The following is a 13,200-nucleotide window of genomic DNA, read 5'->3' as shown; positions in this document are numbered from 1 at the left end:
CGAAGGCTATGGACAACCGGCCGGGCCTCGGCAAAAGTCCGCACGGCAGCGGACGTTCCGTCCGCGATGAGCGTGTGCGCCCCCCGAGCCGCGCCCGCCCGTTGCCGAACCGTCACATCGCAGCGCCTGCCCGGCCCGGCCTCCCTCGCGGTCGAAGGCGCGAACCCGGAGTTCCAGATGACATACGCCAACTCGCGGCAAGCGGACCACCCGATCGATACGGTCTTTCTCGAGCGCTGGTCGCCGCGTGCCATGTCGGGCGCCGAGATTTCCGAGGAAGAGCTGCTGACGCTGCTCGAGGCCGCCCGCTGGGCGCCCTCGGCTTTCAACATCCAGCCCTGGCGGTTCATCTACGCCCGCCGCGGCACGCCGTTCTGGGACAAGGTGCTCGGCGTGCTCAACCCGTTCAACCAGAGCTGGGCCAAGAACGCATCCGCGCTCGTCGTCGTGCTGTCGAGCTCCATGGTCCGCACGCCGGGCGCCGATCACGACACGCCGTCCTACAGCCACTCGTTCGATGCGGGTGCCGCGTGGTCTGCCCTGGCGCACCAGGCCGTCAAGTCGGGCTGGCACGTCCACGCGATGACGGGCGTCGACTTCGACAAGGCCCACGCGGACCTTGCCATTCCCGAGGTCTACCGGATCGAAGCGGCGGTCGCGATCGGCAAGCTCGGCGACAAGTCGATCCTGCCAGAAGGCCTGCAGGCCCGCGAGCAGCCGAGCCCGCGCAAGCCGCTCTCCGAGATCGCCTTCGAGGGCAGCTTCCCGGCGGCCTGAACCGGGCGGACGAACAAACGAACGAAGGGCGGCGCATCCTGAGGGGGTGCGCCGCCGTTTTTCGTTGTCAGACGAAGTCCGCTTCAACGCGGGTATCGGAACTCGTCGTCAGCAGGCAGGGCGAGACGAACAGGTAGCCGAGCCATGCACCGTGGAGGGTGCGCACCGCGACCGTCACCCAGAAAGCCGCGAGGCAGACGATGAGGCCGGCGCCGATCGCGGCGAAGGCGTCGAGGTGGGTCGCCCGGCCAAGCGCCAGCGTGGCGAGCGAGTAGACGCCGAGCGGGAAGGTGAAGCCCCACCAGCCGATGTTGAACGGCATGCCCTCGCGAACGTAGCGGGCGGTCTTGAGCACGGCGAGCAGCAGCCACCACACACCGTATCCCCACAGCATGATGCCGCCGACGATGCCGATGCCGAGGGCGACGGTACCGACCTCCGGCAGACCGGCCGCGGCGAATACCGGGCCGGAATTGCTGCCGAGCAGCACGAGCCCGAGAGCACCGGTGCCGATGGGGCCGAGCGCCAGCCAGCCCGAAGCCGCCATGTCCCGGCTCGGCAGCTTGTGCAGAGCGAGGCGAAGCACGAGGATCACCAGGATGCTCATGGCGAGCGGCACCGAGAACGCCCAAAGAACGTAGCTCAGCACCAGCGTCCGGAAGGCCTCTTCTCCCGCGAGATGAGGCAGGAGCTGGGCACCGCTCACCGCGGCGACCTCGGCGGCGACCACCGGCAGCAGCCACACCGCGGTCATCTTGCCGATGGAATGCTCCTGGCGCGTGAACATCATGTAGGGGATGAGCACGCCGCACGCGACGGCCATCGCCACGTCCAGCCACCAGAGCCCGAGCGCGACCGGCACGACCCCTTCGCCCCACATGGGGATGCCGAAGGCGAGGAAGCCGTTGATGATGGTCGCGAGACCCATCGGGATCGCACCGAAGAACATCGACACCACCGAGTGGCCGAAGATGCGCCGGGCGCCATCGAAGAAGATAATCCAGCGGGCGGCGTAGAGCAGGCTGAACAGCACGAACAGGCAGATATCCAGCATCCAAAGCGCACGGCCGATCTCGTGCTGGCCGGTGAATGCGAACGGGAACTGATTGAGCGCCAGCGCGAGAACACCCGTTCCCATGGTGACCGTGAACCAGTTCGGCGTGAACTGGCGGATCGTTTCGCGCATTCGCAGGCCGAGCCGTGCACCCAGCCCCGGCAGCGCAGCGCCTCTGTCGTAACCCATTGTCGTGACCCCTTGACTTGACTGGCAGAAAAGTAGCGCCGCGAAATCGATTTATCCAATATATGATTTCGGTTTATACAATCCGATTTTAAGATTGATTGTCCGCGCCATGCGCCCGCCCTCCGCTACGGAGAAGCTAGCGTCCCGATGCAACGGCGGCGTGACCCTGGAGCAGCCATGACACTGGAACAGCTTCGAATTTTCGTGGCCGTGGCCGAACGCCAGCATGTCACGCGCGCCGCGAGGGCACTCAACCTCGCGCAGTCCGCGGCGAGCAATGCGATCGCCGCGCTGGAAAGCCGCCACGATACCCGCCTGTTCGACCGCGTCGGTCGCGGCATCGCGCTGACGGAGACCGGACGCGCGTTCCTGGTCGAAGCCCGGGCGGTGCTGGCACGGGCGGAAGCGGCAGAGCAGGTCCTGAGCGATTTCGGCGCGCTGGCACGCGGCTCGATCAGCCTTCACGCCAGCCAGACGATCGCGGGCTACTGGCTGCCGCCGCGCCTCGTCGCGTTTCGCCGGGAGCATCCCCAGATCCGGATCGACCTGAAGGTCGGCAACACGGCGGAGGTGGCCGATGCCGTCGAGAGCCGGAGTGCCGAACTCGGCTTCGTCGAAGGAGCCGTCGACAATCCCGCGCTCGTGGCGCGAAGGGTCGCTCTCGACCAGCTCGTGGTGATCGTGGCCCCCGATCATCCGTGGGCGAGCGGCCGGGCCATCGCACCAGAAGATCTGCCGCAAAGCGCCTGGGTGATGCGGGAATCGGGCTCGGGCACGCGCTCCGCGTTTGAGACCGCCCTGGCGGCGCGGGGGATCGAGCCCGAACGCCTGCCCGTCGCGCTTGAACTGCCGTCGAACGAGGCGGTGCGGGCGGCAGTGGAAGCCGGTGCGGGGGCAGCGGCGATCTCCGGTTCGGTCGCGGCGGCTGGATTGGAAGCCGGCCTGATTGCGGCGGTCGACTTTCCGCTTCCCACACGCGCCTTCCACGTGCTGCACCATCGCGACCGCGAGCCAAGCCGCGCCGGCGGCGCCCTGCTGGCAGCACTTCTGCCCCCGAGCGGTGGCGAGCGCCGCCGGAAGAAAGCCGGATAGCTCTCGGCCAACGTGGGGCAGCATAGGCAAAATCTATTCTTTATAGCGACTTCAGAGACTTTCCTGCAGTATTGCCCAATCCCCGCCGCTTCGCTATCGAGAGCGATGTTCGCCTCGGAATCAACGGCCTCATCATGACCGACGACACTGCCCGGCCCGTCTCCGTCGATGCCGAAGGCCGGCTTGGCCGCCGCAACGTTCGGGTGCTGATGGCCGCGCAGGCCTTGGGCGGCGCAAGTCCCTCCATCGTGGTTTCGCTCGGCGGCCTGGTCGGCCAGATGCTGGCGCCGAGCGCGGCCCTGGTGACCCTGCCGGTCAGCCTGTTCAATCTCGGCCTTGCGCTCGGCACGCTGCCGGCGGCTCTGGTGATGCGGCGGTTCGGCCGGCGGAACGGCTACCTTCTCGGTGCGGTGTTCGGCGCCGTGGCGGGCCTGCTGGCGGCAAGCGGTATCGTGGCCGGCCTGTTCTGGCTGTTCTGCATCGGCACGATGGTCGCGGGCTTCTACGCGGCCTACGTTCAGAGCTACCGCTTTGCCGCCGCAGACGCGGTTCCCCACGACATGCGCGGAGTTGCGATCTCGCGGGTGATGATCGGCGGCCTCGCTGCCGCGGTGATCGGCCCGCAACTCGTGATCTGGACCCGTGACATGCTGCCGGGCCTGCCGTTCGCCGGCAGTTTCCTGAGCCAGGCCGCCGTCGCGCTGATGGCGCTGCCGATCCTCGCCATGCTGCGCACGCCGCCGGTCACGGTGCTTCGGCAGGGCGGCGGCCGCCCGCTCGGCGTCATCCTGCGGTCGCCGCGCTTCCTGCTGGCGCTTGCCGCCGGCATCGTTTCCTACGGGCTGATGACGTTCATCATGACCGCCGCGCCCATCGCCATGGTGGATTGCGGCCACAGCGTCGGCGAGGCCGCGCTCGGAATCCAGTGGCACGTGCTGGCGATGTTCGGTCCGAGCTTCTTCACCGGCCGGCTGATCGCCCGGTTCGGCAAGGAGGTCGTGACGGCCGCCGGGCTCGCCCTGATCGCGGCCGCGGCGATCGTCGCGCTCGGCGGGCTCGACCTGACGGCGTTCTGGCTGTCGCTCGTTCTGCTCGGCGTCGGCTGGAACTTCGGCTTCATCGGCGCGACCGCGATGATCACGGACTGCCACACCCCGCAGGAGCGCGCCAAAGTGCAGGGCGCCAACGATTTCCTGATGTTCGGGGCCGTCGCGGCGGCCTCGTTCCTGTCGGGCACGCTGCTCAATGCGGCGGGCTGGCAGACCATCAATCTGTTCGTGTTTCCCGCCGTCGCGGTCATCCTCGTGCCGCTCCTGCTGGTGGCGGGACTGAGGCACCGCGCGGCTCCGAAGTCGATTTAGAGATTGCTTCCGCGCGGGCGGGTCTCGATCAAGCAGGCCGCTCGCCCACAAGCACGACATAATCCCGCCGTCTCATGTCGCGCCGACCTGAGCGGCTTCAGCAGACCGGAGATGGATCAAATGCACTCTGAAACAATCGGCGAGGCCGTTCTGGAGAACTGGGCGCCGGAAGAAGTGAAGGCCGCGCTCGACCGGCACGAGATCACCCTGATCGACGTGCGCACACCGGGCGAGTACGTCCAGGGCCACATCGAGGGTGCGCTGCTTGCGCCGATGGCCTCCGTACCGGCGGCCGACCTGCCGATGGCCGGCGACAAGCCGGTGGTCCTGCATTGCGGGTCGGGGAAGCGGTCCCGCGCCGTGGCGGAGGCCTGTGCGGCGCTCGGCGTCACGTCGCTGATCCACATGGACGGCGGCTTCATGGCGTGGCGGGCCGCCGGCCTGCCCTACATTTCCATCGATCCGGCGAACGGCTCCGCGCACAGGGTGGCCGACGCCTGAGTGAGCTTTACCGACGCGCCGTCGGAACCCAGAACGCGAAGGACCGCACCGGCGACATGGTGCGGTCCTGATGCTTCCATACTGGCGATGCGCTCCGCGGGATCATGCGCGGGCATCAAAGCCCGACGCGGATCAGTAACGGACGCCTCCGCCGCGTGTCACGGTGTTGCCCCACGGGCCGGTCGTGGTGCCGACGTGACCGCAACCGCCGCCGTTCGGACCGCGCACGCATCCCGTCCGGCCGCTGTGATAGCCGCCGTTCGGCCCGACCGTCGTTCCGGCATGACCGCAACCAGCGCCATTCGGTCCGCGGACGCAGCCCGTGGCCCCCGCGTGATAGCCGCCGCGCGGCGGAGCGTAGTAGCGGTTCCACTGGCCGTACCACGGCCTGTTGGCATAATACGTGTTCCAGTAGGCCTGATTGAACGCGACCACCGTGAGGCCGATGGCCGGCGCGAGGGCTGGCGTGAGCACGACCGGGCGGCCCTGGTAGACCACCTGAACGTAGTTGGCGGCGACCCAGCCGCGGCTCTGCCCCCACGACACATCGCACCACGTGTAGCCTGCAAGGCAGCCATAGACCGCAAGCGACGCTCCGCGCGGCATCGACGTGACGACCGGATAGTTCGTACCCGGTCCCGCGCGGAGGTTCACGTTGGTGGTGGCGACCGCGGCCGAAGCTGCGGCCGAGGGCTGCGCGGAGATGAGGCCCACCGCGCCGGCGAGGCTGATCGCCACAATGGCCGCACCCGCCAGCCGGACGGATTTCCTGAGCAGATTCAACATTCCAGAACTCCTTGCCTGCCACCGCCGCCGGGTTGACCCCAGGCGCCAGCATTTCCCGCCTTCGTTATCAAAGCGGCCGGCGCCCGCCATGCCGACGCATGAAGGAATGCCATTGCTATCACGGCCGCGTGAGCCGTTCGTAAATCGGCCTTCGGCGGCGTGACCTGAGGCCCCGCGGGCCGATGACCGGCAGAAGAACGCCGCTCGCCGCTGTTCGTTTCCCCAAAGGGCGGTGAGGCAGGTGTTTCCCGAACAGCGGCAGGGTTTGCCAGCCATGTTCCACGAGCAGCACGACAGGACACCCAGCAGGCAACGGTTTGCCCGAAACGGCTTTCCACGGGCGAGAACGAACGCTAAACCCGATCCGCGGCGCCCCGTCGCGGGCCGGCGCCCTAGCGCCGTTGCTCCTCCCCCGGCGGCGGCGAGACCGTTCGACGAGACGCCGGCATTCCGGCCGGTGGCCCCCTGGAGACCTCCATGTCGTCCCACACTCTGGCCGCGTCCCTCGTGACAGCCGCCCTTCCCGCCCTCGAAGCCCGTTTCGCCGCCGCGCGCGACATCATCACCGAGGCCGGCCGGCTGGCGCGTGTGCGCTTCGGCGAGATCGAGACCCTATCGGTCGACGTGAAGTTCAACGGCCAGGACGTGGCGACGTCCGCGGACCGAGAGGTCGAGGCCCTGATCCGCGCCCGTGTCGCCGCCGCCTTTCCCGAGGACGGCTTCCTCGGCGAGGAAGACGGCCTCGCTGCCGGCGACGCGCCTTATGTGTGGGTGGTGGACCCCATCGACGGCACGAGCTGCTTCCTGCACGGCGTGACCACCTGGTGCGTCTCCGTCGCGCTGTGCTCCGGCGGCACCACGCTTTTCGGGCTGATCTACGATCCGAACGCGGACGAGCTGTTCGCCGCCCTTGCCGGGCGGGGCGTGACGCTGAACGGTCGCGCGATCTCCGTCGACAGCCGTTACGACATCTCCACCGGGCTCGTCGGCGTCGGCGGCAATCACAAGGTTCCCGGCGCGGCCATCGGCGGCTTCATCACCACGCTGCTGGATGCAGGCGGGATGTTCATGCGCAACGGATCGGGCGCGCTGACGCTGGCCCACGTCTCTTGTGGGCGTCTGATCGCCTATCAGGAACAGTCGATCAATCTTTGGGACTGCGCCGCGGGTCTTTGCCTGATCCGCGAGGCGGGCGGCTGGACGTCGGCCTTCCCCGAGGACCCGGCGACGACGCACCGCGCCCCGCTGCTGGCGGGCGCCCCCCACGTTCGCGAGCCGCTCGAAGCCCTGCTGGCGGCCAGCGCCCCGTCTTCCTGACGAATCGCGGAAAGGCGCTCCGATGAAGATCGTCCAGGTGACCGACCTGCATCTCGCCCGCCCGGGCGAGACCGTCGCAGGCCTCGATCCCTATGCGGGGCTCGACGCCTGCCTTGTCGACATCCTCCGCCACCATGCCGATGCCGCCGTCTGCGTGCTGACAGGCGATCTCACCAATGACGGCCAACCGGAGGCCTATGCGGCGCTCGCCGAGCGGTTGCGGGCATTCCCCATTCCCGTTCGGCTGCTGCTCGGCAACCATGACGATCGGCCGGCATTCCGCGGCGCCTTTCCGGATGCGGAGGTCGATGAAAACGGATTCGTGCAGTCCGTGCTCGATTGGCCGACGGGGCGGCTGATCTTCCTCGACTCGCTCGATCCCGGCCATGTCGGGGGCCGGCTCTGTGCCGCCCGACTCGCGTGGCTCGACGCCCGTCTTGAGGAGGCTGCGGAGCGCACGGTATATGTCTTCCTGCACCATCCGCCGTTCGCCGTCCACATCCCCGCCATCGACGCCTGCCGGTTGGCGGAAGCGGACGCCGATGCGCTCGCGCACCGCCTGAAGGCGCATGGAGGCGTCCGGCATGTGTTCGCCGGCCACGTCCACCGGCCGATCTTCGGGTCGTGGCACGGTATCCCCGTCAGCGTGCTGCGGGGAACCAACCACCAGATGGGGCTGGAGATGACGGGCGCACGCGCAGGCGTGTCCTACGAGGCGCCGGCCTACGGCATCGCCGTTATCGACGCCGCCGGCCTCATGTTGCACATGCGGGAATTTCCGCTGCCGCCGCCGCGCTCGTGATGCCGGCGTCGCAGGGAATGGGCCGGCGTCAGCGCCTGCCGCCAACCTCGTCGAGATGATCGAGCAGGTCCTGCGGATCATCGAACACGCGATAGGCATGGGCCGCCTGCAGTTCCGCGGCACCATATCCGCCGCATAGCAGGCCGATACCGAGGGCCCGGCAGCGGGCTGCCGCCAGCATGTCCCAGATGCTGTCGCCGACCACGACCGAGGATTCGATGGGGATGCCGAGGCGATCCGCTGCCGCCAGGAACAGGTCCGGCTCGGGCTTGGCGTACTTGACGAGGTCGCGGGTGATCACCGTCACCTTGTCTGGATCGATGCCGAGGCTCGCGAGATTGATGGCCGCGGTCTCCATGCGCCCGCTCGTCGCGATCGCCCAGGGAATGCCGTTGTCGGTTAGCGCGGCGAGCAGCGCCTTCGCGCCGGGCAACGGCCTGACCGACTGGCCATAGCGCGTGTAGGCCCGGGCATGGAGTATCCGCAGCCGGTCGATCTTCTCAGGGTCGAGTTCATAGCCGGTTTCGCGCAGGAGCTGGTTGGTGAACAGGCCTCCGCTCATGCCGATCTTTCGATGGATGCGCCACACTGCGAGATCGATGTTCTCCTCGTCCAGCGCTTCCTTCCAGGAGAGAACGTGCTGGTAGACGCTGTCGACGAGAGTCCCATCGAGGTCGAAGATGAAGGACGACTGGGCGCGCATCGTTGGATCTCCCTTGAGCGATTTCTTGTCCGTCGGACGCCTCGTCCGGCCGGCGCGGCAGCTTGACGGCCACGGTCCGAGATTAGAGCCCTTTCGGACCGGATGGAACGAGCCGACAGACAGCAAAGGGCGCCGGATTCAACGGCTTGAGCCTGTGACCGTCGATGACCGGCACTCGCCGGCGCGGGAACACGCCCGCGGGCGACCCGATCATGCAACCATTCAGGGCGCCGCCCGTTCCAATCGCGGGTGACGGGGGCTCGCATTCGATCCGGAAGGAGAGATCACATGCCGGCGAAATCGCAGGCCCAGCAGAAGGCGGCAGGCGCCGCCCTGGCCGCAAAGCGCGGCGAACGCTCCGAAAGCAGCCTGAAGGGCGCGTCGCGGAGCATGGAAAAATCGATGACGGAAAAGGAACTGCACGACATGGCATCCACGTCGCGCAAGGGAAAGCCGACGCGGACGAAGAAATCCTGACCACCGCCGGGCGAGGCGGACGGTTCAGGATCTCTCAGAACAGGTCGAGGACGCGGGAGATTCGCGAGGCGACGAGATCGGCCTCGCCGATTTCACCGGCATCGAGACCGCCGGGGATGAAGGCGGCGAGCCGCAATCCCGCTGCGCGTGCGGACATCGCGCCCGAGCGGCTGTCTTCAACCGCGAGAACCTGCGAGGGATGCAGACCGAGACGGACCGCGGCGGTGAGATAGGGTTCCGGATCGGGCTTGCCGGCGGCCACATCGTCGAGGCTGATGGAAAAACGCAGCGCCGGCGCGATGCCGAGGGCGGCGATATTGGCATCGACCACGGCACGGTTCGAATTGGAGACGCAGACCTGCGGAATGCCCATCGCGGCCAGCGCCTCGATGGTCTCGACCGCACCCTCGATCGCCGCCAGTCGATGGCGGGCGGCGACGTAATAATCGACCGTCGCCGCGATCCAGCCTTCCATGGTGGCGTGTTTCGGCATGCGCGGCAGCAGCGCAGCCCAGACGTCGACCATGTGCACGCCGCGGAACACATCGGGGGAGAGATCGGACACATCGACCCCGAGGTCGGCACACACGGCGACAAGCGCCTCGTGATGCAACGGTTCGCTGTCGACGAGCGTGCCGTCGATATCCCAGGCGATCGCCTCAATGCCGAGATCGCGAACAGCGCAAACCGACGCCGAGCGCGTCGAAAAGGCACTTCCGCCGATTTCGCTCGCGGACGGCAATCCGTCGTCCTGCAGGAAGGGCTGATCGGTCATGGCTGCGCCTCCGGGGCGTAGAGCCGGCAGTAGAGATCGCGGAAGCAGCTATAGCCGGCAGAATAGGCCGCTTCGTTGGCGGCATTGGGTTCGAGGCGGTCTCCGAACTCGACGAACCGCGACACGGCGGACCAGTCGTTGGTGAGGCCGGCGCCGATGGCGGCGGTCCAAGCGGCACCTAGGCACGATCCGGGGTGCCCCGTCAGGCGCTGCACGGGTTGCTGCAGGACGTCGGCGACGATCTGCATCCAAACCCGGCTTGCGGATCCGCCATCCGACACCACGAACCGCTCGGCCCGGTGTCCCATGTCGCGCAGAACCTCGACGTGATGCACGATCGCATAGGCATAGGCTTCGAGCAGCGCCCGCCACAGGTGGCCGATATCGTGCGAGAGCGTCAGCCCCTCGAACACGCCGCGCGCGGCGGGGTCGTGAAGCGGCGTCTTCTCGCCGAGGAAATAGGGCAGCACCGTCAGCCCTTCGGCGCCCGCCGGCTTCTCGGCCGCCAGCCGATCGAGATGCTGGTGCAGGCCGACACCCGCCGCCGCGGCGGCCGCCGCCTCGCCGCCCGCGAGCGTGCGAACGAACCAGTTCAGAACCGAACCGCCGGTGGACATGCAGCCGTTCGGCATGAACAGGCCGGGAATCAGGTGATAGTCGAGATAGAGGCGCGGATCGGGCTGCACCTTGTCCGTCGCGGTCAGGATGTCGACCGCGCCGCCGAACTTGAGGAGGACATCGCCAGCCGAGACCACGCCGGCGCCGAGCGCGGAGGCGATCATGTCCGCGGCGCCACCGACCACGGGGGTTCCGGCGGCAAGCCCGGTGGCGGCAGCCGCCTCGGTGGTGACGCGGCCGAGAATCTCGTGGGACGCGATCTTACGCGGCACGGCGCCGCGCGGCACCCGGGCGAGCGCGACGAGTTCGTCGTCGATCACGCCCCGGCCGACATCGACGAAGCCGGCTTCAAGCGCCCAGTTCTGCTCGACCGCCCGTTCGCCGGTCAACCGCCAGTTCACGTAGTCGTAGGAGCCGAACACCGTCGCGATTCGGGCGAACACGTCCGGCTCGTGGCGGGCGATCCAGCGCAGCTTGGCGGTGACGAGCTGCTGGTTGATGCCGTTGCCGGCCTTCGCGATGAAGGCTGCCTCGTCATATTCGGCGCGGAGTTCGGCGACTTCCGCGCCGCATCGGCCGTCGCTCTGCTGGATGCTCGGGCGCAGCACGCGCCCTTCTTCATCGAGCAGCACGACGGCCGGCAGCATTCCGGCCGCACCGATCGCCGCGATCTCCGCGCCGTCGATGCCCGCCTTTGCAATCAGCTCCCGGCTGATGTCGCAGACATTGGACCACCACTCCGCCGGATCTTCCTCCGCCCAGCCGGCATGGGGCGTCGACAGCCGCACGGGCCGTGACGCGATGCCGAGCACCTGATCCGGCAGGCGGATCAGGATGCCGATGGTGGACGTAGTGCCGATATCGAGGCCGAGAACACAGGTCATGTCGCTATTCCGCGGGAGTTCGCCGACCTCAACGCAGGCCGTGCACGACATCCATGAAGCGCTTCACCCGGTCCGCGTCCACGGCGTTCCAGGTGTTGCCGTCGACCTTGAAGTGCGTGCCGATCACGCAGCCCGAGGCGACCGAGAGCACATCGCGCACGTTGTCGATGTTGACGCCCGTGTTGGCGAACACCGGGACGTCGGTCACGGTCTCGGCGACCTTGCGCAGGTGCGACTGGTCGGCCGGCTGGCCGGTGATCGGGCCGGACACCAGGATCGCATCGGCGAGCGAGGAGAACACCGCGCTCTTGGCGCGCAGCTCGATCGGCCGCTGATCCAGCGAGTGCGCAAACTCGGCATTGATGTTGAAGAGCAGCTTCATGTCCTCGCGGCCGAGATTGCGGCGCAGGCGCGAGGCCGCGGCGCAGTTCGGCTCCCACAGGCCCATGTCGGACGCGAACAGGCCGGTGAAGATCTCACGCACGAACTTCGCGCCGGTGGAGGCGCCGATCGCGACGCTGGCGGTCGGATCCCACAGATAGTTGACGCCGAACGGGACCTTGAGCGCGGGCTTCACAGCCTCTACGACGGCGGTCATGGCGGCGATGCCTTCCGCCGGCGCCTTGAAGACGTAGGGACGGTCGTTCTCGTTGCCGAACATGATCGCATCGACGCCGCCGGCCTGCAGCTTCTCGACATCCGCGAGAACGCCGTCGACGAGCTTCGACATGCCGCCCTTCGTGTCATAGAGCGGCGTGCCCGGCAGCGCGCCGATGTGGGCCATTGCGATCACGGCCTTCTTCTTCGACCCGAAGAACTCGAAAATCATCTTTCAACTCCTGACGACAGCGCCCCACACCCGGGGCATGAGCGATCGGCCCGCGACGCGGGCGTTTTTGGAAGGGATCAGCTTTCGGACGCAGCGACGCGCAGTTCCACGCCCGCCTGGGCAAGAGCCGCGGCGACGTCAGGCGGCGGGGGCGCATCGGTGATCAGCATCGAAACGTCTTCGAGGCCGGCAACCTGCACCAGCGACATCCGCCGGAACTTGGCAGCATCGCACAGCACGATCTTGAGGCCCGAGCGGCGCAGGTAGACCCGCTTCATCTCGGTATCCTCGAAGGAATAGTCGAACAGCCCTGCGGCCGTGACGCCGGAAACGCCGAGCACGGCGACGTCGAACCACAGCGCCTCGAACTGGGCGAGCGCGGTCGGCCCCGAGATCGACATCTCGTCGCCGCGCAGCCGGCCGCCCGGCACGTAGACCTCGGGTCCACCGTCCGCCAGCACGTTGGCGATGCGCAGGCTGTTGGTGAAGACCTTGGCGTGCTGGGCCTCCTTCAGCCGCTCCGCCAGGAGGAAGGTGGTGGTACCGACATCGAGCGCGATAGTGCGCTGGTTGCCGACGATCGATGCTGCAAGCGCTGCGATCCGTTCCTTCGCCTCGCGGCGCTGGCGCAGGCGCGCGGCGAAGCTCGGCTCCTCGCTGTCCATCACGACCGCCGCGCCGCCCTGCCGGACAATGGCGCCACCGTGGATGCGCTCGAGCTGGCCTGCCTTCTCCAGTTCCACGAGATCGCGGCGCACCGTCATGTCCGAGACCGCGAGTTCGCCCGCGATCTCGCCGACCGTGACGGAGCCCGCCTCGCGCAGCATCGCAAGGATGCGCTCGTGGCGCACCCGCCCGAGCACGCGCTGGCGATCGCCTGCAGGCGCCTTTTCGGGCGAATCGGAGACCGGATGAGCGTCGGCAGGCATGCGGTGGGCACCTCTGGACGGAACGGCCGCGTGGGGACCGCCTGATTGGACCATAGTCGATATGCGAACATATTCAAACATGAATCACGTTTGATATGTTGATTTT

Annotated in this window: 14 protein-coding genes; 7 read left to right on the top strand and 7 right to left on the bottom strand. The window is 67.8% G+C overall.

What is annotated here, in order from left to right; translation table 11 throughout:
* The first annotated feature begins 177 nt into the window (after positions 1-177).
* The gene (locus tag BUF17_RS10735; protein WP_073628516.1) at positions 178-777 is read left to right on the top strand and encodes a nitroreductase family protein; all 600 of its coding nucleotides are present in this window, start codon (positions 178-180) and stop codon (positions 775-777) included.
* Positions 778-844: 67 nt separating this feature from the next.
* Here BUF17_RS10735 and BUF17_RS10730 read toward each other — a convergent pair whose 3' ends face one another.
* On the bottom strand, positions 845-2,020 hold the full coding sequence (locus tag BUF17_RS10730) for a TDT family transporter (protein WP_073628514.1): 1,176 nt from the start codon (positions 2,018-2,020) through the stop codon (positions 845-847).
* 177 nt (positions 2,021-2,197) lie between these two features.
* Between BUF17_RS10730 and BUF17_RS10725 the strand changes: the two genes are divergently transcribed.
* From BUF17_RS10725 to BUF17_RS10715, 3 genes are all read left to right on the top strand, one after another.
* Positions 2,198-3,112 carry a LysR family transcriptional regulator gene (locus tag BUF17_RS10725; protein ID WP_073628512.1) on the top strand — a complete coding sequence of 305 codons (915 nt, stop codon included), beginning with the start codon at positions 2,198-2,200 and terminating at the stop codon, positions 3,110-3,112.
* A 134-nt stretch (positions 3,113-3,246) separates the two neighbouring features.
* Positions 3,247-4,473 carry an MFS transporter gene (locus tag BUF17_RS10720; RefSeq protein WP_073629217.1) on the top strand — a complete coding sequence of 409 codons (1,227 nt, stop codon included), beginning with the start codon at positions 3,247-3,249 and terminating at the stop codon, positions 4,471-4,473.
* 120 nt (positions 4,474-4,593) lie between these two features.
* Positions 4,594-4,974, top strand: coding sequence for a rhodanese-like domain-containing protein (locus BUF17_RS10715; RefSeq protein WP_073628510.1), 381 nt, complete (start codon positions 4,594-4,596; stop codon positions 4,972-4,974).
* A gap of 132 nt (positions 4,975-5,106) precedes the next feature.
* On the opposite strand, the gene BUF17_RS10710 is transcribed toward BUF17_RS10715, so the two are convergent.
* A complete protein-coding gene (locus tag BUF17_RS10710; RefSeq protein ID WP_073628508.1) occupies positions 5,107-5,760 on the bottom strand; it encodes an SH3 domain-containing protein in 654 nt (217 codons plus the stop codon).
* Positions 5,761-6,237: 477 nt separating this feature from the next.
* Here BUF17_RS10710 and BUF17_RS10705 point away from each other — a divergent pair, with 477 nt between their 5' ends.
* Positions 6,238-7,077, top strand: coding sequence for an inositol monophosphatase family protein (locus BUF17_RS10705; RefSeq protein ID WP_073628506.1), 840 nt, complete (start codon positions 6,238-6,240; stop codon positions 7,075-7,077).
* Between the two features lie 22 nt (positions 7,078-7,099).
* Positions 7,100-7,879: a phosphodiesterase gene (locus BUF17_RS10700; RefSeq protein WP_073628504.1), complete on the top strand. Its 780-nt coding sequence runs from the start codon at positions 7,100-7,102 to the stop codon at positions 7,877-7,879.
* A 28-nt stretch (positions 7,880-7,907) separates the two neighbouring features.
* On the opposite strand, the gene BUF17_RS10695 is transcribed toward BUF17_RS10700, so the two are convergent.
* Positions 7,908-8,582, bottom strand: coding sequence for an HAD family hydrolase (locus tag BUF17_RS10695; protein ID WP_073628502.1), 675 nt, complete (start codon positions 8,580-8,582; stop codon positions 7,908-7,910).
* Between the two features lie 288 nt (positions 8,583-8,870).
* On the opposite strand from BUF17_RS10695, the gene BUF17_RS10690 reads away from it, so the two are divergent.
* Entirely contained in the window at positions 8,871-9,059 is a 189-nt protein-coding gene (locus tag BUF17_RS10690; protein ID WP_073628500.1) for a DUF3008 family protein, read from the top strand.
* 34 nt (positions 9,060-9,093) lie between these two features.
* On the opposite strand, the gene BUF17_RS10685 is transcribed toward BUF17_RS10690, so the two are convergent.
* The 4 genes from BUF17_RS10685 to BUF17_RS10670 form a co-directional block, all read right to left on the bottom strand.
* Positions 9,094-9,834, bottom strand: coding sequence for an HAD family hydrolase (locus BUF17_RS10685; protein ID WP_084564465.1), 741 nt, complete (start codon positions 9,832-9,834; stop codon positions 9,094-9,096).
* Positions 9,831-11,336, bottom strand: coding sequence for an FGGY-family carbohydrate kinase (locus BUF17_RS10680; RefSeq protein WP_073628498.1), 1,506 nt, complete (start codon positions 11,334-11,336; stop codon positions 9,831-9,833). The genes BUF17_RS10685 and BUF17_RS10680 overlap by 4 nt, the downstream gene beginning before the upstream one ends.
* Positions 11,337-11,364: 28 nt before the next feature.
* Positions 11,365-12,165 carry a BtpA/SgcQ family protein gene (locus BUF17_RS10675; RefSeq protein WP_073628496.1) on the bottom strand — a complete coding sequence of 267 codons (801 nt, stop codon included), beginning with the start codon at positions 12,163-12,165 and terminating at the stop codon, positions 11,365-11,367.
* A 77-nt stretch (positions 12,166-12,242) separates the two neighbouring features.
* Positions 12,243-13,094 carry a DeoR/GlpR family DNA-binding transcription regulator gene (locus BUF17_RS10670; protein ID WP_073628494.1) on the bottom strand — a complete coding sequence of 284 codons (852 nt, stop codon included), beginning with the start codon at positions 13,092-13,094 and terminating at the stop codon, positions 12,243-12,245.
* Between the last annotated feature and the right edge of the window lie 106 nt (positions 13,095-13,200).

This window comes from Pseudoxanthobacter soli DSM 19599, assembly GCF_900148505.1.
Taxonomy (GTDB): domain Bacteria; phylum Pseudomonadota; class Alphaproteobacteria; order Rhizobiales; family Segnochrobactraceae; genus Pseudoxanthobacter; species Pseudoxanthobacter soli.
Note: the sequence above shows the minus strand (reverse complement) of the source record. Positions and strands in the feature narration are given on the sequence as shown.